Here is a 20420-nt window from a genome sequence, read left to right as displayed (position 1 = left end):
TTATATTTTAGATACAAGTTTCATTATGGCCTAATATGAAATTTTGTAAGTGTAGAGCTACATTAAAAGTCATTTACGACTTATAACTAAAGGGAGGTAGGCTCCTTGATCGATGTTAATGAATTTGAATATATGAAAATTGGTTTAGCTTCACCTGACAAGATCCGTTCTTGGTCATACGGAGAAGTAAAAAAACCTGAAACAATTAACTACCGTACATTAAAACCAGAAAAAGATGGTCTATTCTGTGAACGTATTTTCGGACCAACAAAAGACTGGGAATGTCACTGTGGTAAATATAAGCGTGTACGTTATAAAGGTGTCGTTTGTGACCGTTGTGGCGTAGAAGTAACGCGTTCGAAAGTTCGCCGTGAACGTCAAGGACATATCGAACTAGCAGCACCTGTATCACATATTTGGTACTTCAAAGGTATTCCAAGCCGTATGGGTCTTATTTTAGATATGTCTCCACGTGCATTGGAAGAAGTAATTTACTTTGCTTCATATGTAGTAGTTGACCCAGGTCAAACGTCTTTAGGCTATAAAGACTTACTTTCTGAAAAAGAATACCGTGCATACCGTGAAAAGTATGGCAACGAATTCGAAGCAGCAATGGGTGCTGAAGCGATTAAAAGTCTTTTAGAGAAAATTGACTTGGAAGATGAAACACAAGTTTTAAAAGAAGAGTTGAAATCTGCACAAGGCCAACGCCGTACACGTGCGATTAAACGTTTAGAAGTAGTTGAATCATTCCGTAACTCAGGCAACAAACCCGAGTGGATGATCTTAGATGTACTACCGGTAATTCCGCCAGAGCTTCGTCCAATGGTGCAATTAGATGGTGGACGTTTTGCTACGTCTGACTTAAATGACCTTTACCGTCGTGTTATTAACCGTAACAACCGTTTAAAACGTTTACTTGACCTTGGTGCACCTAGCATTATCGTTCAAAACGAAAAACGTATGTTACAAGAAGCGGTTGACGCATTAATCGATAATGGTCGTCGCGGTCGTCCTGTAACAGGTCCTGGTAACCGTCCTTTAAAATCACTTTCACATATGCTGAAAGGGAAACAAGGTCGTTTCCGTCAAAACTTACTTGGTAAACGTGTAGACTACTCTGGTCGTTCGGTTATCGTAGTAGGTCCTAACTTAAAAATGTACCAATGTGGTCTTCCAAAAGAAATGGCAATCGAACTATTCAAACCTTTCGTTATGAAAGAGTTGGTAGAACGTGGCCTTGCCCATAACATTAAGAGTGCAAAACGTAAAATTGAGCGTTTACACAACGAAGTTTGGGATGTATTGGAAGATGTAATTCGTGAGCATCCGGTATTACTTAACCGTGCACCGACGCTACACCGTCTTGGTATCCAAGCATTCGAGCCTACACTAGTAGAAGGCCGTGCAATCCGTCTTCACCCATTAGTATGTACAGCTTATAACGCTGACTTCGATGGTGACCAAATGGCGGTTCACGTTCCACTATCAGCTGAAGCACAAGCAGAAGCTCGCTTACTTATGTTAGCAGCACAAAACATCCTTAACCCGAAAGACGGGAAACCGGTAGTAACTCCATCTCAGGATATGGTATTAGGTAACTATTACTTAACACTTGAGCGTGAAGGTGCTCGTGGTGAAGGAGCAATATTTAATGATTCAAACGAAGTGTTAATCGCCTACCAAAACGGTCATGTACATTTACACTCTCGTATTGCGATTAAAGCAAGCTCATTAAATAACCCGACATTTACAGAAGAACAAAATAAAATGTTCTTATTATCGACTGTAGGTAAAGTAATCTTCAATGAAATTTTACCGCGCTCATTCCCTTATATTAATGAGCCTACTTCAGTCAACTTAGAACAGAAAACACCTGAAAAGTACTTCGTAAACTTAACAATTGACGAAGAGCTACTGAAAGAAATCGAAGCAACAGAAGGCTATGCTGATTTATCTGAATCAGAAAAAATTGAAGCACAACGCCGCGCTATTTTAGCGAAGCACTTCACAAATATGCCTGTTGTAGATCCTTTCCGTAAAAAGTTCTTAGGAAATGTTATTGCTGAAGTATTCAAAGAGTTCCACATTACAGAAACTTCTAAGATGCTTGACCGCATGAAAAACTTAGGTTTCAAATATTCTACTCGTGCAGGTATTACAGTAGGTGTATCTGACATCGTCGTATTACCGGATAAAGGTGTAATCTTAGATGAAGCCCAAAGCAAGGTAGATAAAGTAATGATCCAGTTCCGCCGCGGTTTAATTACTGAGGAAGAGCGTTATAACCGAGTTATTAACGTATGGACAGCTGCGAAAGATGAAATTCAAGGCAAGCTGATGAAATCTTTACAAAAAACTAACCCGATCTTCATGATGTCTGACTCTGGTGCCCGTGGTAACGCATCGAACTTTACACAGCTAGCTGGTATGCGTGGTCTGATGGCCAACCCGGCTGGTCGTATTATCGAGTTACCGATCAAGTCTTCATTCCGTGAAGGTTTAACAGTATTAGAGTACTTCATCTCTACACATGGTGCGCGTAAAGGTCTTGCCGATACAGCACTAAAAACTGCCGATTCAGGTTACTTAACTCGTCGTCTAGTAGACGTAGCACAAGATGTTATCGTTCGTGAAGACGACTGTGGTACTGACCGCGGTTTACTAATCGGTTCATTAATGGAAGGAAACGAATTGATCGAAGCGTTAGACGAACGTATTGTTGGTCGTTACGTGAAGAAAACAGTTCGCCATCCAGAAACAGGAGCGGTTATCGTAGAGCGTGATGGTTTAATTACACAAGATATTGCCCGCGTTATCGAAGATGCAAAAATCGAAGAAATTACAATCCGATCTGCATTTACATGTAATACAAAACACGGCGTATGTAAAAAATGTTACGGTATGAACTTAGCTACTGGTGAAGAGGTAGAAGTTGGTGAAGCAGTAGGTATTATTGCTGCACAATCTATCGGTGAGCCAGGTACACAGTTAACGATGCGTACATTCCATACAGGTGGGGTAGCCGGTAACGATATCACACAAGGTCTTCCACGTATTCAGGAAATTTTCGAAGCTCGTAACCCTAAAGGGCAAGCAGTCATTTCTGAAATTACTGGTACAGTAATCGAAATCGAAGAAATTCGTGAAGGTCTTAAAGAAGTAACGATCCAAGGTGATGTGGAAACACGTAAATACCAAGCACCTTACAATGCGCGTCTAAAAGTAGCAGAAGGCGACACAATTGTAGCGGGTCAAACATTGTCTGAAGGTTCTATCGATCCGAAGCAATTATTAAAAGTTAAAGATGTATCGACAGTTCAAGAATATTTATTAAAAGAAGTACAAAAAGTATACCGTATGCAAGGGGTAGAAATCGGAGACAAACACATCGAAGTAATGGTTCGCCAAATGCTTCGTAAAGTGCGCGTGATTGAAGCAGGTGACACAGAGCTATTACCAGGGTCACTTCTTGATATCCACCAATTCTCTGAAGCAAATGCTGAAGCCGTACTTAGCGGAAAAACTCCAGCAACTTGCCGTCCTGTCATCTTAGGTATTACAAAAGCTTCTCTTGAAACAGAATCATTCTTATCAGCTGCATCATTCCAGGAAACAACACGTGTGTTAACGGATGCTGCAATTAAAGGTAAACGTGATGAGCTTCTAGGTCTGAAGGAAAACGTAATTATCGGTAAACTAGTTCCGGCTGGTACAGGTATGCAACGTTACCGTCAAATCCGTATGGAGCAAGAAGAATCAGCAGAAGTAATTACAGCTGAATAGCATTATATAATGAAGAGATCCCGACAGAGACCATTCTCTGCCGGGAGATTTTCTTTGAAATTTCCTTGAATTAAAAATTAACAAACATACTTTCATAAGAAATCTGTTGACAGTGTAAGTTTGGAATGATAATATATTGAAGGTTGATAGTTAACTGTCTGTACTTAGGAGGATATGAAAATGTCTTACGATCAAGTAAAACAGGCCAGTAAAACAATCATAGGTATAAAGCAAGCAGTGAAAGCAATGTATGCTGGACAAGTAACAGCTCTTTTTGTCGCAATCGATGCAGACAAATGGGTAACCGATCCGGCCATTCTTCTCGCGAAAGAAATCGGTGTACCAGTCAATTACGTCGATTCAAAGAAAGAACTTGGTAAAGCTTGCGGCATTCATGTTGGAGCTGCAGTTGTTGCGATTACTGCGATGTAGTTTTTGTGTAAAATACACAAAGACTTTGTTTTTACCCAAAAAATGAACCACCTGGATGTGTGGTATTGAAACAAGGAAAAAATGAAGGGAGGACAAATCGATGCCTACAATTAACCAATTAGTACGTAAGCCTCGTCAATCTAAAAGCACGAAATCAAAATCTCCAGCGTTAAACAAAGGATATAACTCATTTAAAAAATCTTTAACTGACGTTAAGTCTCCTCAAAAACGCGGAGTTTGTACTCGTGTAGGTACAATGACACCACGTAAACCGAACTCGGCTTTACGTAAATACGCTCGTGTACGCTTAACTAACCAACTTGAGGTTACTGCGTATATCCCAGGTGAAGGTCACAACTTACAAGAACACAGTGTAGTTCTTATCCGTGGCGGACGCGTAAAAGACTTAGCTGGAGTACGTTACCACATCGTTCGTGGTGCACTTGATACAGCTGGTGTTAACGGTCGTTTACAATCTCGTTCTAAATACGGTACTAAACGCCCTAAAGAAAAAAAATAATTTAAGTTTAAATATACAACGATTTGAAAGGAGGAAAACACATGCCTCGTAAAGGTCCTGTTTCCAAACGTGACGTGTTACCAGATCCACTTTATAATTCAAAACTAGTAACTCGTTTAATCAACAAAATGATGATTGATGGTAAAAGAGGTACTTCTCAAAAGATTTTATACGGAGCTTTCGAATTAGTTCAAGAGCGTTCGGGTCAAAATGCTTTAGAAGTATTTGAAGCTGCATTAAACAACGTAATGCCTGTATTAGAAGTACGTGCTCGTCGTGTTGGTGGTTCTAACTACCAAGTACCAGTAGAAGTTCGTCCAGAACGTCGTACAACTTTAGGTTTACGTTATTTAGTAAACTACGCTCGTCTTCGTGGAGAAAAAACGATGGAAGAGCGCTTAGCTAACGAAATCTTAGATGCATCTAACAACACAGGTGCTTCAGTTAAGAAACGTGAAGATATGCACAAAATGGCAGAAGCGAACAAAGCATTCGCTCACTACCGTTGGTAATTTGATCTTTGCTCTAGCAATGCTAGGGCCAAGATTTTTACCATCTATACAGTTAACCCAATATGGAAGGAGAAATTTCCTATGAAACGCGAATTCTCTCTAGAGAATACTCGTAATATTGGGATCATGGCTCACATTGATGCTGGTAAAACAACAACAACGGAGCGTATCCTTTATTACACTGGTAAGATTCACAAAATCGGTGAAACTCACGATGGTGGAGCTCAAATGGACTGGATGGAGCAAGAGCAAGAGCGTGGTATCACGATCACTTCTGCTGCAACAACAGCTCAATGGGACGGTCACCGTATTAACATCATCGATACTCCAGGGCACGTAGACTTCACAGTTGAAGTTGAACGTTCTCTACGTGTACTTGATGGTGCAGTAACAGTATTAGATGCTCAATCAGGTGTTGAGCCTCAAACTGAAACAGTATGGCGTCAAGCTACAACATACGGAGTTCCTCGTATCGTATTCATCAACAAGATGGATAAAATGGGTGCAGACTTCCTATATTCTGTAGGTACATTACATGAGCGTTTACAAGCTAATGCTCACCCAATCCAATTACCGATCGGTGCTGAAGATGACTTCTCAGGAATTATCGACTTAATCGAAATGAACGCAACGTTCTATGGTAACGATTTAGGTACTGATGTAACTGTTGGTGAAATTCCAGCAGAATACAAAGACCAAGCTGAAGAGTACCGTGAGAAATTAATCGACGCTGTTGCAAGTGTTGATGAAGAACTTATGGAGAAATACTTAGAAGGCGAAGAGATTTCTAAAGAAGAATTAAAAACGGCTATCCGTAAAGCGACTATCGCGGTAGAATTCTACCCAGTTCTTTGTGGTACAGCATTCAAACACAAAGGTGTTCGTAAAATGTTAGATGCTGCTGTAGCATTCTTACCAGCTCCAACTGACGTAGAAGCTATTAAAGGTACTGACGTTGACGGCGAAGAAGAAATCATCCGTCATTCTTCTGATGAAGAGCCATTCTCAGCTCTTGCTTTCAAAGTAATGACAGACCCATTCGTAGGTAAGTTAACATTCTTCCGTGTGTACTCAGGTACATTAGAAGCAGGTTCTTACGTACAAAACTCTTCTAAAGGTAAACGTGAACGTGTAGGACGTATCCTACAAATGCACGCTAACTCTCGTGAAGAGATCGCAAAAGTATATTCTGGTGACATCGCTGCTGCTGTAGGTCTTAAAGATACTACAACAGGTGATACTCTATGTGATGAGAAAAACCTTGTTATCTTAGAGTCAATGGACTTCCCAGAGCCAGTAATCTCTCTTTCTGTAGAACCAAAATCTAAAGCTGACCAAGATAAAATGGGTCAAGCTTTACAAAAACTACAAGAAGAAGATCCAACATTCCGTGCTCATACTGACACTGAAACAGGTCAAACAATCATCTCTGGTATGGGTGAACTTCACCTTGATATCTTAGTTGACCGTATGAAACGTGAATTTAAAGTAGAAGCTAACGTGGGTGCTCCAATGGTATCTTACCGTGAAACATTCCGTAGCGAAGCTAAAGTTCAAGGTAAATTCTCTCGTCAATCTGGTGGTCGCGGTCAATACGGTGACGTAACGATCGAGTTCTCTCCAAACGAAGAGGGTAAAGGTTTCGAATTCGAAAACGCTATCGTTGGTGGTGTTGTACCTCGTGAATACATCCCTGCAGTAGAAGCGGGTCTACGTGACTCTCTTGACCGTGGTGTTGTTGCTGGTTACCCACTAATCGACATTAAAGCGAAATTAGTATTCGGTTCTTACCATGACGTTGACTCAAGTGAAATGGCGTTCAAAATCGCTGCATCTATGGCATTAAAAGAAGCAGCTAAAAAATGTAACCCAGTTATCTTAGAGCCAATGATGAAAGTAGAAGTTGTAATTCCAGAAGAGTACCTTGGTGATATTATGGGTAACATTACTGCTCGTCGCGGTCGCGTAGAGGGTATGGAAGCTCGTGGTAACTCTCAAGTAGTACGTGCTATGGTTCCACTATCTGAAATGTTCGGATATGCTACAACTTTACGTTCTGCAACTCAAGGTCGCGGTGTATTCTCAATGGTGTTCGATCACTATGAAGAAGTACCAAAATCAATTGCAGAAGATATCATCAAAAAAAATAAAGGTGAATAATTGAAATTTCACCTTGCATCAAGTATAAATAATTTGTAAGCTATGATTGACTGACTATAGATGGGGCCCGTTTATAGTCGGCATCTTAGAATAAATAATTTTAAAAAAAATAAAACATATCTCTGAGGAGGCATTTTCTAATGGCTAAAGAAAAATTTGACCGTTCAAAAACGCATGCTAACGTTGGTACAATCGGACACGTTGACCATGGTAAAACAACTTTAACTGCTGCTATCGCAACAGTTCTTTCTAAAAAAATGGGTGGTTCAGCTAAATCTTACGCTGACATCGACAACGCTCCAGAAGAAAAAGAGCGCGGTATCACAATCAATACATCTCACGTAGAGTATGAAACTGCAACTCGTCACTATGCACACGTTGACTGCCCAGGTCACGCTGACTATGTTAAAAACATGATCACTGGTGCTGCACAAATGGACGGCGGTATCTTAGTAGTATCTGCTGCTGACGGTCCAATGCCACAAACTCGTGAGCACATCTTACTTTCTAAACAAGTAGGTGTTCCTTACTTAGTAGTATTCATGAACAAATGTGATATGGTTGACGACGAAGAATTATTAGAGTTAGTAGAAATGGAAATCCGTGACTTACTATCTGAATATGACTTCCCAGGCGACGATGTTCCAGTAATCAAAGGTTCTGCATTAAAAGCTTTAGAAGGCGAAGCAGAATGGGAAGAAAAAATCGTTGAATTAATGGACGCTGTAGATTCTTACATCCCAACTCCAGAACGTCAAACTGACAAACCATTCATGATGCCAGTAGAGGACGTATTCTCTATCACTGGTCGTGGTACAGTAGCAACTGGCCGTGTTGAACGTGGTCAAGTTAAAGTTGGTGACGTTGTAGAAGTTATCGGTATCGAAGAAGAAGCTAAAACTACAACTGTAACTGGTGTAGAAATGTTCCGTAAATTATTAGATTACGCTGAAGCTGGTGACAACATCGGTGCTTTATTACGTGGTATTGCTCGTGAAGATATCCAACGTGGTCAAGTATTAGCTAAACCAGGTTCAATCACTCCACACACTAACTTCAAAGCTGAAGTTTATGTATTATCAAAAGAAGAGGGTGGACGTCACACTCCATTCTTCTCTAACTACCGTCCTCAGTTCTACTTCCGTACAACTGACGTAACTGGTATCTGCATGTTACCAGAAGGCGTAGAAATGGTTATGCCTGGCGACAACATCGAAATGACTGTTGAATTAATCGCTCCAATCGCTTTAGAAGAAGGTACTAAATTCTCTATCCGTGAGGGTGGCCGTACTGTAGGCGCTGGCGTAGTAGCATCTATCCAAAAATAATTTTAGCTTAATCGCTAATTTTCAAAGAACACCTTGCAGGGACGCTTGCAAGGTGTTTTTTTTATACCCTTTATAGCGTAAAAGCATAATGTTTATTCAATATATGTATTTCATTTATATATCATGACTCTTGTATAATAGAACGTAAGAACAGGGGATTCTAATTAGTTATTAGAAATGTTCATTCAAAAGGGGGATTTATAGTGACAAATTATGTGCAAGTGGGGAACTTACAAGTAGCAGAAGTATTATTTGAGTTTATTAATGAACAAGTATTACCGAATAGCGGAGTAGAGCAAACGGCATTTTGGGATGGTTTCGATCAGCTGGTTCATGAGCTGGCTCCTGAAAACAAGGATTTGCTTGCTAAGCGTGATACACTGCAGACACAAATTAATGAGTGGCATAAAGGAAATAAGGGGAATTTCCAATTTGCCGACTATAAAGCATTTTTAGAAGAAATCGGTTACGTCGAACCTAAAGTAGAAGATTTCCGGGTGGAAACTGAAAACGTTGATGCAGAAATTGCATATCAGGCAGGTCCGCAATTAGTTGTACCTGTAAGCAATGCACGTTATGCGATTAATGCTGCAAATGCACGTTGGGGAAGTTTCTATGATGCACTTTATGGTACAGATGCCATCAGTAATGAAGATGGTGCTGAAGCAGGTAAAGGTTATAATCCGATACGTGGTAACAAGGTAATCGCGTATGCGAAGAAGTTTTTAGATCAAGCTGCTCCTTTAACGGCAGCCTCACATAAAGAAGCGGTAACTTATAAAATTGCAGAAGGCAAATTAGTTGTGATACTTGCAAATGGTGAAACAACGACATTGTCAGAACCTGAAAAGTTAGTGGGCTATCAAGGTACAGCAGAACAGCCGACTGCTGTTTTACTGAAAAATAATGATTTGCACATTGAAATTCAAATTGACCGCAATCATCCAATCGGAAAAGATGATGCAGCCGGCGTAAAAGATATCTATTTGGAATCCGCAATTACTACAATTATGGACTGCGAGGATTCGGTGGCGGCAGTAGATGCAGAAGATAAAGTAGAAGTTTATGCGAACTGGTTAGGGTTAATGAAAGGCGATTTGACAGCGACTTTTGAAAAAGGTTCAAAAACGGTAACACGTACATTAAATCCTGACCGTATATATACAGGAGTTAATGGCGAAACGGTAACATTAAATGGCCGTTCGCTGATGTTTATCCGCAATGTAGGTCATTTGATGACAAATCCGGCTATTTTAGATAAAGATGGCAGCGAAGTACCTGAAGGAATTATGGACGGAGTTGTAACGAGCTTAATAGCAAAGCATGAAGTAATCGGTAATGGTCAGTACAAAAACTCGCAAAAAGGTTCCATTTATATTGTAAAACCGAAAATGCATGGCTCAAAGGAAGTAGCGTTTGCAAATAAACTGTTTGAACGTGTAGAAGATCTAATCGGATTGGAACGTTTCTCTTTAAAGATTGGTGTTATGGATGAAGAGCGTCGTACATCACTAAACTTGAAAGCGTGTATTCGAGAAGTGAAAAATCGTATCGTATTTATTAATACTGGTTTCCTGGATCGTACAGGTGATGAAATCCATACATCGATGGAAGCAGGCCCGATGATTCGCAAAGGTGAAATGAAAACTTCCACTTGGCTTACTTCATATGAGAAGTCAAATGTCGTTGTTGGTTTAAATGCGGGCTTGCAAGGACGTGCACAAATCGGTAAAGGTATGTGGGCAATGCCTGACTTAATGGCGGATATGATCGAACAAAAAGTTAACCACCCGAAAGCAGGGGCGAACACTGCCTGGGTTCCATCACCTACAGCCGCAACTTTACATGCAACGCATTATCATGAAGTAAATGTAAAAGATGTTCAAAAAGGCATTGAGACATCTGAAGATTTACGGGATGCAATTTTGGAAATTCCGGTAGCGGCAAATACAGACTGGTCACCTGAGGAGATTCAAAATGAGCTTGATAATAATATACAAGGGATTCTAGGCTATGTTGTGCGTTGGGTGGAACATGGAGTAGGTTGTTCGAAAGTGCCGGACATTAATGATATCGGCTTAATGGAAGACCGTGCTACACTGCGTATTTCAAGTCAGCATGTGGCAAACTGGCTGCATCACGGTATTTGTACGAAAGAGCAGATAGAAGAATCGTTAAACCGCATGGCAAAAGTTGTAGATGAACAAAATGCCGAAGATCCGGAATACTCGCCAATGTCTGCAAACTACGATGAGTCTGTAGCTTTCCAAGCGGCAAGCGAATTAATATTTAAAGGTTATGATCAGCCTAACGGATACACAGAACCAATTTTACACAAAAAGCGTATTGAAGCTAAAGCAAAGCAAAAAGTGAATGCGTAAATTTCTAAGCAACTACTATTTCTTCTGAGATAGTAGTTTTTTTCGTTTAACTGTTAAAAGTTAGCGGAGTTTCACTTAATTTACAGCATTGGTGGTATAATAGTCACAATATAGTAATTTTAGTAATAGGAAAGAAGAGAGTTAAAATGCAAAACAGAATTGAATCCTTAGATGCACTTATTTTATCGATACCGATTATGAAAGAAGCAATTCCAACAGACATATCAATTGCCGTATGTAACCTGGAAAAGTTTGTAGCCTATTTCCCTGCAAAAGATTTAGATCTGAAAATACAAGTAGATCAACAATTACATCATGAAGAACCGCTAATGATAGCACTAAAGAAAAACCGCCGTTTGGAAGCCTTTGTGCCAGCTGATTATTATGGTTTTGAATTTATCGGAACTGCAACGCCAATATACGATAAGACGGGTAAAACAATTGGAGGAATTGCTGTCCAAGTAAGAAAGCATTCGGAATTAATAGAAATTTCCCAAGCAATAACGGGTTCTTTAACACAAGCGAACGAACAGATCGGAAGTATAGCGGATGGTTCTACAAGCTTAAAAGAGTCGGCAAACGAGTTGCTGCAGCAATCAAAGCAGGCTGAAAAGAATGTTCAACAGACTTCCGAAATTTTAACATTGTTAAAACGTATGGCTGATCAAACAAATTTGCTCGGTTTAAATGCCGCAATCGAAGCTGCACGTGCAGGTGAAAAAGGGAGAGGCTTTGAAGTGGTAGCAACGGAAATCCGCAAATTTTCAAAAGAAACAATTGAATCAACACAAAAAATTAGAGAAACGATGAATCAAATCAATGAAGCTACACAGAAAATTACGAACTCCATTGCTGAAATTTCCGCTATCGGAACCTTACAAAGTGAATCCATTCAACAGGTTTCCGATTTTGTAAAGGAAATTCAGACAATGTCAGCACAGTTAAATAAATATGCAAGTAAATTATAAGATGGTTGCCTAGAAAATATGAAACTTTCACTTTCTAGGCAACTTTTCTATTGGGAGACAAATTCCCGGGCAAGTTTAATAAATTCCCGTACTGCAAAAGGCAAGTATTTATTTTTCTTCCACGTAACACCCAGTTCAAGATGGATTGCTTCTTCCTGAAATGGGATGCATTTGATTGAATTGTAAGGGATTTTTTCGGCAAGCTTTTTCGGAAGCAGCGCAATCCCCAATTTTGCCTGAACCATTTCAATAAATAAATCTTTCTGAGTCGTTTCACAGGCAATGGTAGGGAAAAACCCTTGTTTGGAGCACTCCTCGATAATGCGGTCATACAAAATAAAATCTTTCCGGTAAATAATAAATGTCTCGTTCGCTAACTTACTTAGCTGTATCGATTCTTTTGCTGCCAAAAGATGACTCTCATGGACGATTAACATTAAAGGGTCTTTTAAAAAACGGATTGTTTCCAAAGATTCGTTCGTGGAAGTCACACTGCACACTAACCCGACATCCAGTTCACCAGCTTCAATTTCCTGACGTATACGCTTTGTTCCGACTTCCGTTAATAAAATTTCGATATATGGATTTAGCTCTTTATAATAGCTGATCAACTTTGAAAAAAACTCGGCGCCTACAATTGGTGGTATACCAATGCGGATTTGACCTTTCTTTAATTCCATCAGATCCGTCAACTCCGAACGCAAGTTTTGAAATGATTCGAGTACTTGCATCGAATTCACAAGAACGGCCTGACCGGCATCCGTCAGTTCAAGCTGTTTGGATGAACGGTAAAATAACGGTACACCCAGCTCTGACTCGAAATTTTGAATAGCTTTACTAATGGATGGCTGTGATACGTGCAAAGTTGCAGCTGCCTTCGTAAAACTTAAATGCTTTGCTACTTCAACAAAGTATTCGATTTGGCGCAGATCCATATTCTTTCCCCACCTCTTCACCTATAATTCCTGTAATTGAATTGATTATAGCAAAGTTTGTAACGGTTGGACTGTTAGTTTTTTGTATAATGGAAGTATATAGAAGGAGTGGTGTTCTTTGAAGGTATTATTAATAGAAGATGATGTCTCCATTTTCGAACTGATAGGCGAGCGATTAGCACAGTGGAATATACAAGTAATTGGACCGAAAGACTTTCAACATATAATGGTGACGTTTAAAGAAGAAGAGCCTCAGCTCGTTATTATTGATATTCAGCTGCCTGCATTTGACGGTTTCCATTGGTGTCGTGAAATAAGAGCAGTTTCGAATGTCCCTATTTTATTTCTCTCTTCACGTGACCACCCGATGGATATGATCATGGCGATGCAAATGGGTGCGGATGACTTTGTGCAGAAACCTTTCCATACAGAAGTATTGGTTGCAAAAGTACAAGCATTGCTCCGACGTGCTTATAATTATCAGGAAGCGCAGCAAAGTGATACTGAAAAATGGAATGGGGCAGAGATTCATTATGACCGCGCGATAGTTCACTATAAAGCCAAACAGGTAGAACTAACAAAAAATGAGCTGTTTATTTTAAAGGTGTTGGTCAAGTCGAAAGGACAAATCGTTTCCCGGGATGAACTGATGCGTAAATTATGGGATGACGAGCGCTTCGTAAACGACAACACATTAACGGTCAATGTAAATCGTCTACGCCAGCGTTTGGAGGATATTGGTCTTCACAATGTAATCATAACGAAAAAAGGCCTTGGCTATTTGGCGGTGGATGCATGATCCGCTTGTTTATAAGACAATATATATCCGTAATGCTGTTTATAATACTACTGCAGCTGCTTTTGAACTTAATATTATTTCTAGATAGAGGCTTCCATGATGTGTCACTACTCTATTTAAATATCATTTGGTTTACCCTCGTCGCCGGTTATTTCTGTTTATGCTATATGAAAGACAGAAAATTGATGAAGCCATATGCGAAGTTTAAAGGAAATTACTATGACGTTATTCATGAAGATTATAAAGAGCAGCTGGCTGATAAGAATGCAAAAATACAGGAACAGAAGCAGATTGTACTAGAACGGCAGGATGAACTTTTAGCTTGGGTACACGAAATGAAATCCCCATTAACGGCAATGCAGCTGTTGATGGAAAAAGTGGAAAAAAGCGTAGTGAAGGAACGCATTGAAAATGAATGGCTGCGTCTTTATTTATTATTAGACCAGCAGCTTCATGCAACACGTCTTATGACAATCGAACTTGATAACCGAATTGAAAAAGTAAAGGTGAAGGATATTCTTATTCAGGAAATTAAGGCACTGCGCAGCTGGTGCTTTGAAAAGAAAATCGCCATTGATGTGGAAGCGGACGATCTGACTGTACAATCAGACGCAAAGTGGCTAGGTTTTATCGTACGGCAAATATTATCAAATGCGGTAAAGTACAGTGATGTAGGGGGAGAAATCCGAATATCCTCTCAAATTGTTAATGAGCAGGCAGTTCTCATCATTCAAGACGACGGGATTGGTATAAAGCGTGAAGATTTGCCGCGTGTATTCCGCAAATCCTACACGGGAACAATTGGTCGTGAAACGAGTTCTGCAACAGGAATGGGGCTGTACCTGGCTAAACACGCGGCACAATCACTGCATATAATTTTGGAAATCGAATCAACAGAAGGGGTAGGTACTTCTGTAAAAATTACTTTCCCGAAAATGAATGATTATCAAAAAACGCTTGGAATGTGACGAACTTGTCACTTACCACGCGTTTTTGTCATGTAAATCAAACGATTCCCACTAACCGAACATGTAAAATGAAAATAACAAGAAAGGATGGGAAACAATGAGCATTTTAATCGCACGTAAAGTTCGAAAAACATATGGTAAGCGCTCGCTTGCACAGGAAGTATTAAAAGGCATTGATCTGGAAGTGGAAAAGGGTGAATTTGTCGGTATAATGGGCGCTTCAGGTTCCGGAAAAACAACATTATTAAATGTACTTTGCTCCATAGACCGAGTGACAGACGGATTTGTCGAAATTAATGGGCAAAAGCTCCAGGGGATGAAGGAGCGCACATTAGCGAAGTTTAGACGTGATGAGCTCGGCTTCATCTTCCAGGACTATAATTTACTGGACACATTAACGGTTAAGGAAAATATTCTATTGCCGTTATCGCTCAGTTCGATTCCAAAGGCAGCGGCAGAGCAACGTTTACAGGAGCTCGTAACAATTTTAGGGATCACAGATATCTTAACAAAATATCCGAACGAAATTTCCGGTGGTCAAAAGCAGCGTACATCTGCAGCAAGAGCCCTAATATCGAATCCATCGCTTGTATTTGCAGATGAGCCGACAGGGGCACTTGATTCAAAAGCGGCTACTGCACTGCTTGATAATTTAGCGAAAATTAATAAAGCAAAAAATGCCACGATTATGATGGTAACACATGATGCTGTAGCAGCCAGTTTCTGTTCTCGTGTACTGTTTTTAAAAGACGGCCAAATTTATACGGAATTATATAAGGGCGATAAGTCACGCAATGAATTTTTTCAGCAAATATTAAATACGCAAAGTGTTCTAGGCGGTGAGCAGAGTGAAGCTTAGTCAGCTTGTATTTAAAAGCATGCTAAAAAATATGCGTCACTATTACTTATACTTTTTTGCACTCATTTTCAGTGTGACGCTGTTTTTCTCATTTGTGACATTGCAGTACAATGAATCGGTAATTGAAGCGACAAAAGCAAGTGGCACGGCAGCTTCGGGATTTGAAGCGGCATCGTATATGCTGTATTTTATTGTCCTGTTCTTTGTGCTGTATGCCAATCACTTGTTTATTAAACGCCGCAGCAAGGAAATTGGATTGTATCAATTAGTAGGTATGACAAAAGGGCTTGTGACACGCCTGATCGCCTTTGAAAATATCCTATTATTTATTGGTGCGGTAAGTATCGGAATTATATTAGGTTTTTTAAGTTCGCGTTTGTTTGCAATGATTTTACTGAAACTACTAAAATTTGAAGCAGTTGTAGCACTGAGCATTAGTAAAGTAGCAGTTGTGAACACATTAAGTGTATTTGGTATCTTGCTCGCAATTCTTTTAGTGCAAATGGCATTTATGGTACACAGAACAACATTACTCTCGCTATTTAACGCTTCCAAGCAGGCGGACGAGCGTGTGAAACGCTTTAGTGTTTTCCCGATGATAATGGGAGCGATTGGGTTGGCACTGATTGTTTACGGCTACTATAAAAGTACGGTGTTATTTTCAGGGCAAACAAAAAACCTGTTTTTAAGTATGATGATTATTTTAGCAACGACAATTGGCGGGACTTACTTTGTTTTCCGCTATTCGATTGCTTTCATATTAAACCTGTTCCGTCTGAGAAAGAAAGGGCATCTAAATCTGACCGATGTTCTGGCGCTGACACCAATTATGCACCGAATGAAGGGCAATGCTAAATCATTGACGCTCATTACAGTCATAACAGCGGTATCGCTTGCAATTACGACACTATCCTATATTAGTTACTATTCAGCAGGCAGTACAGCAGAAAATTCGGTACCAGCAGACTATATTATGGTAGATGGACGGGGAGAATCGTTCATTGAAGCGCTGGAGCAGGAAGGAATTACATTTAAGGAAGATAAGTTCAGGTTAACGAGCGCACAATTTGATATGACGGAAACTTTTTCTGGTGAAATAGTAGCTTTACTTCAGGGTAAGACATTAGCGGACGCCCTAATAATTCCGCTTTCGGACTACCATCAGCTCGATCCGGATTTACAACTTTCAAAAGGAGAGGCGATTATTGCGGGCTATAATGGCTTCCAGGCAAATATATTGCCGATAGAAGCACCACACGACTTTACATTGCTGCATCAGGAGCACCAGTTTCCGCTAAAAGTTAAGGATGTGAACGATACATCGATTATAGCATGGCATATTACAGGAGGCGGCTTTGTATTTATCGTTGAAGATACTCTGTTTGACCAACTACAGCAATTAAATGAAGAATATGCAATCGGTTATACTGTACATGAACAAACATCAATTAATTTATTGGATGCAGATGATGAAACATATAGGCTTACAGAAAAGCTTTATAAACAATTAGGAGCAAATATAATTTCTGATGCTGAAGGAGTCAGTGAATTGAATAAAATCAGTTCACTACGATCAGAGGTAGAGTCTAATTTAAATCTATATGGCACGACAATCTTCACAACGGCATTTCTAGGTTTAGCTTTTTTACTGGCAACGGGCAGCATTTTATACTTTAAGCAAATGTCTGAAGCAGATGAAGAGATGGAATCCTATAAGGTTCTTCGCAAAATCGGCTTTACACAGGATGAATTAACGCGCGGTATAATGATGAAACAGTTATTTAACTTTGGTGTACCTTTACTGATTGGATTATTGCACAGCTACTTTGCAGTGAAATCCGGCTGGTTTTTATTCGGTACAGAAATGACAACGCCCCTACTTGTAACAATGGCATTATATATCGTTATGTATATCATATTTGCTGCATTAACAATCAATTATTACAGAAAAATAATAAAACAGGCTTTATAATACTTTAAACCGTCAATTTTCTCTTATTTGACGGTTTTATTTTATCTAAATCCGTTGACTCATGTTCAATTTTCTTGTAACTTTAACACATTAGTAATTTAGCAGACGAAAGTGAAGTGTACAACATGAATGCTGTTTTAATAGCGGTAGGGGTTATGCTTATTTTGAGCCTACTGCGTATAAATGTCGTTTTATCCCTTACGATAGGGGCAATTATTGGCGGCCTTGCCGGAGGATTAAATATAACAGAGACGATCAAGGCCTTTGTAGACGGTCTTGGCGGAGGAGCAACAATTGCGCTAAGCTATGCACTGCTTGGTGGATTTGCACTCGCAATATCTCGTACTGGTATACCTGAAGTATTAGTAAAAGCAATTTTAAAAATTGTACAGCGTGAAGGCGACTCTCAAAAGAAAGGTGCTGCCAAAGCATTAATCTTCTTAGTATTGCTGGCAATGGCGATCATGTCGCAAAACTTGATTCCGGTGCATATCGCATTTATTCCACTAATCGTACCGCCGATGATCAAAATTATGAACATGCTGCAAATTGACCGCCGTTTAATCGCATGTATTTTAACGTTCGGTTTAGTTATGCCCTATATGTTCATACCTGCGGGGTTCGGTTTAATCTATCAAGGAATTATTGTCGATCAGATGGCTATAGCAGGGCTTGACGTTGCTTTGAGCGATGTTCCTAAGGCAATGGTTATTGTTGCGCTAGGAATGGCTGTAGGGCTTGCAGGAGCATTTGTTGCCTACCGTAAACCAAGACAGTATGAAAACATCGAACTGGAAACATCTAATGATTTAAATAAAGAAGTAAATATATTGCACATTATTTTTGCGGCAGTTGCATTAATTACTTCTATAGTAGTACAAGTAATGACAGATTCAATGATTGTCGGATCGATTGCCGGTATTATCATTTTATATATTACTGGTGCACTAAAAGTAAAAGAAGCAGATAAGGTTTTATCAGATGGAATGCGTATGATGGCATTTGTCGGGTTTGTAATGATTTCAGCAAACGGATTTTCAGCTGTCATCAATGCTACAGGTGATGTTGAAACACTAGTATCCGGTGCAATGGACATTTTCAACGGGAATGTAAGTATAGCTGTTTTAGTTATGTTAATTGTCGGTTTGATTGTCACAATGGGAATTGGTTCTTCATTTGCGACAATTCCAATCATTGCAGCAATCTTTGTTCCGATCGCTATTGAACTGGGGCTAAGTGAATTAGCGATCATCTGTTTAATCGGAACAGCAGGCGTACTTGGTGATGCGGGCTCACCAGCATCCGATTCTACATTAGGTCCGACAGCAGGGCTAAATGTCGATGGACAGCACAATCATATTTGGGACACATGTGTACCGACATTTATCTTCTATAATATTCCACAGATTATTTTCGGATGGATTGCAGTCGTTTTCTTCCTATAATATAGTCGTCGCTTTCAGCAATTAGAAAGCGGCGATTTTTACGTTTTCTGAAGCAATAGTTTTCAGAATAATATATTTAAAGCATATTACTCCCTTTTCAGTTGCTTTCATCGCCAGAAACTTATATACTAGAAAACGGCTCAAAAAGAGCGAACCTATTTATAAAGAATAAAACATTATGAAAAGAATTTTGCTAAAAGACTTGCAAACTTCTTTTTTATTGTATATAATGTTGAATGTTGGTCTTTGACTGCGATGAAGCGAGAGGTTGCCGACACACCCGGCCGCTTTGCCATGGCGGTGTGTAGGAGAAATTTTCGTGGAGAATGTCTAGAAAATAGGCGAGAAGGAGGGAAAGTAATGGCAAAACAAAAAATTCGTATTCGTTTAAAAGCATATGATCACCGTATCCTTGATCAATCTGCTGAGAAAATCGTTGAAACTGCGAAACGTTCAGGTGCTGGAGTATCGGGTCCGATCCCACTACCAACTGAAAGATCTGTATACACGATCTTACGTGCGGTTCATAAGTACAAAGATTCTCGTGAGCAATTTGAAATGCGCACACATAAACGTCTTATCGACATCGTTAACCCGACACCACAAACTGTTGATGCGTTAATGAAGCTTGATTTACCATCTGGCGTTGATATCGAAATCAAACTTTAATGGTAAAAACAAATATAAAACTTTTTCTAAAATTTACAGGAGGTGTGACAAATGACTAAAGGAATCTTAGGTAGAAAAATTGGTATGACTCAAGTTTTCGCTGAAAACGGAGATCTTATCCCAGTAACAGTAATCGAAGCTACTCCAAACGTAGTTTTACAAAAGAAATCTGTTGAAACTGATGGCTACGAAGCGATCCAATTAGGTTTTGAAGATAAGCGCGTTAAGCTTTCAAACAAACCTGAACAAGGTCACGTAGCAAAAGCAAATACTGCTCCTAAGCGCTTCATCCGTGAGTTCCGCAACTTAGAAGCTGCGACTTACGAAGTTGGTCAAGAAGTCAAGGTTGAAATTTTCGCTGAAGGCGATGTAATCGATGTAACAGGTGTAACAAAAGGTAAAGGTTTCCAAGGTGTTATTAAACGTCATGGTCAATCTCGCGGCCCTATGTCTCACGGTTCTCGTTACCACCGTCGTCCTGGTTCAATGGGTCCAGTTGCCCCGAACCGCGTATTCAAGCAAAAGAAATTACCTGGACAAATGGGTGGCACAGTTGTTACTATTCAAAACCTTGAAATCGTTAAGGTTGATGTAGAGCGCAACTTACTACTTGTTAAAGGTAATGTTCCTGGTTCTAAAAAAGCATTAGTAACAGTTAAAACTGCTATTAAATCAAAATAATTCTC

General features: G+C 39.7%; 16 protein-coding genes. 15 read left to right on the top strand and 1 reads right to left on the bottom strand.

The genetic code is table 11. From position 1 onward, the window contains the following. Window positions 1–105 precede the first annotated feature (105 nt). The 8 genes from rpoC (at window position 106) to MKX73_RS06380 (ending at window position 12087) form a co-directional block, all read left to right on the top strand. Window positions 106–3786, top strand: coding sequence for a DNA-directed RNA polymerase subunit beta' (rpoC, locus tag MKX73_RS06415; RefSeq protein ID WP_340716749.1), 3681 nt, complete (start codon window positions 106–108; stop codon window positions 3784–3786). Window positions 3787–3966: 180 nt separating this feature from the next. After that, complete coding sequence (locus tag MKX73_RS06410) at window positions 3967–4218, top strand: ribosomal L7Ae/L30e/S12e/Gadd45 family protein (RefSeq protein WP_008406985.1); 252 nt, start codon at window positions 3967–3969, stop codon at window positions 4216–4218. Between the two features lie 100 nt (window positions 4219–4318). Then, entirely contained in the window at window positions 4319–4738 is a 420-nt protein-coding gene (gene rpsL / locus MKX73_RS06405) for a 30S ribosomal protein S12 (RefSeq protein WP_008406983.1), read from the top strand. 41 nt (window positions 4739–4779) lie between these two features. Further along, complete coding sequence (rpsG, locus tag MKX73_RS06400; protein WP_008406982.1) at window positions 4780–5250, top strand: 30S ribosomal protein S7; 471 nt, start codon at window positions 4780–4782, stop codon at window positions 5248–5250. An 81-nt stretch (window positions 5251–5331) separates the two neighbouring features. After that, the gene (fusA, locus tag MKX73_RS06395) at window positions 5332–7410 is read left to right on the top strand and encodes an elongation factor G (protein WP_340716748.1); all 2079 of its coding nucleotides are present in this window, start codon (window positions 5332–5334) and stop codon (window positions 7408–7410) included. Window positions 7411–7550: 140 nt separating this feature from the next. Then, window positions 7551–8738, top strand: coding sequence for an elongation factor Tu (gene tuf, locus MKX73_RS06390; RefSeq protein ID WP_340716747.1), 1188 nt, complete (start codon window positions 7551–7553; stop codon window positions 8736–8738). A 203-nt stretch (window positions 8739–8941) separates the two neighbouring features. After that, window positions 8942–11119 (top strand): malate synthase G, encoded by a 2178-nt coding sequence (locus MKX73_RS06385; protein ID WP_340716746.1) that lies wholly within the window; start codon window positions 8942–8944, stop codon window positions 11117–11119. Window positions 11120–11265: 146 nt separating this feature from the next. Next, on the top strand, window positions 11266–12087 hold the full coding sequence (locus MKX73_RS06380; RefSeq protein WP_340716745.1) for a methyl-accepting chemotaxis protein: 822 nt from the start codon (window positions 11266–11268) through the stop codon (window positions 12085–12087). A 47-nt stretch (window positions 12088–12134) separates the two neighbouring features. Here MKX73_RS06380 and MKX73_RS06375 read toward each other — a convergent pair whose 3' ends face one another. Beyond that, on the bottom strand, window positions 12135–13022 hold the full coding sequence (locus MKX73_RS06375; RefSeq protein WP_340716744.1) for a LysR family transcriptional regulator: 888 nt from the start codon (window positions 13020–13022) through the stop codon (window positions 12135–12137). A 118-nt stretch (window positions 13023–13140) separates the two neighbouring features. Here MKX73_RS06375 and MKX73_RS06370 point away from each other — a divergent pair, with 118 nt between their 5' ends. The 7 genes from MKX73_RS06370 (at window position 13141) to rplC (ending at window position 20415) form a co-directional block, all read left to right on the top strand. Beyond that, on the top strand, window positions 13141–13821 hold the full coding sequence (locus tag MKX73_RS06370; protein WP_340716743.1) for a response regulator transcription factor: 681 nt from the start codon (window positions 13141–13143) through the stop codon (window positions 13819–13821). After that, complete coding sequence (locus tag MKX73_RS06365) at window positions 13818–14789, top strand: sensor histidine kinase (protein ID WP_340716742.1); 972 nt, start codon at window positions 13818–13820, stop codon at window positions 14787–14789. The genes MKX73_RS06370 and MKX73_RS06365 overlap by 4 nt, the downstream gene beginning before the upstream one ends. A gap of 97 nt (window positions 14790–14886) precedes the next feature. Continuing rightward, window positions 14887–15648, top strand: coding sequence for an ABC transporter ATP-binding protein (locus tag MKX73_RS06360; protein WP_340716741.1), 762 nt, complete (start codon window positions 14887–14889; stop codon window positions 15646–15648). Then, window positions 15638–17620: an FtsX-like permease family protein gene (locus MKX73_RS06355; protein ID WP_340716740.1), complete on the top strand. Its 1983-nt coding sequence runs from the start codon at window positions 15638–15640 to the stop codon at window positions 17618–17620. Before MKX73_RS06360 ends, MKX73_RS06355 begins: the two co-directional genes overlap by 11 nt. Window positions 17621–17745: 125 nt before the next feature. Beyond that, the gene (locus tag MKX73_RS06350) at window positions 17746–19065 is read left to right on the top strand and encodes a Na+/H+ antiporter family protein (protein WP_340716739.1); all 1320 of its coding nucleotides are present in this window, start codon (window positions 17746–17748) and stop codon (window positions 19063–19065) included. A 360-nt stretch (window positions 19066–19425) separates the two neighbouring features. Next, on the top strand, window positions 19426–19734 hold the full coding sequence (gene rpsJ / locus MKX73_RS06345) for a 30S ribosomal protein S10 (RefSeq protein WP_008406970.1): 309 nt from the start codon (window positions 19426–19428) through the stop codon (window positions 19732–19734). Window positions 19735–19785: 51 nt separating this feature from the next. Continuing rightward, window positions 19786–20415, top strand: a complete 630-nt coding sequence (gene rplC / locus MKX73_RS06340) for a 50S ribosomal protein L3 (protein WP_008406969.1) — start codon at window positions 19786–19788, stop codon at window positions 20413–20415. The last annotated feature ends 5 nt before the right edge of the window (window positions 20416–20420 follow it).

The sequence above is a fragment of the Solibacillus sp. FSL W7-1436 genome (genome assembly GCF_038007305.1).
Classification (GTDB): domain Bacteria; phylum Bacillota; class Bacilli; order Bacillales_A; family Planococcaceae; genus Solibacillus.
The sequence above is the reverse complement of the archived record's forward strand: the minus strand, read 5'-3'. Positions and strand labels throughout refer to the sequence as shown.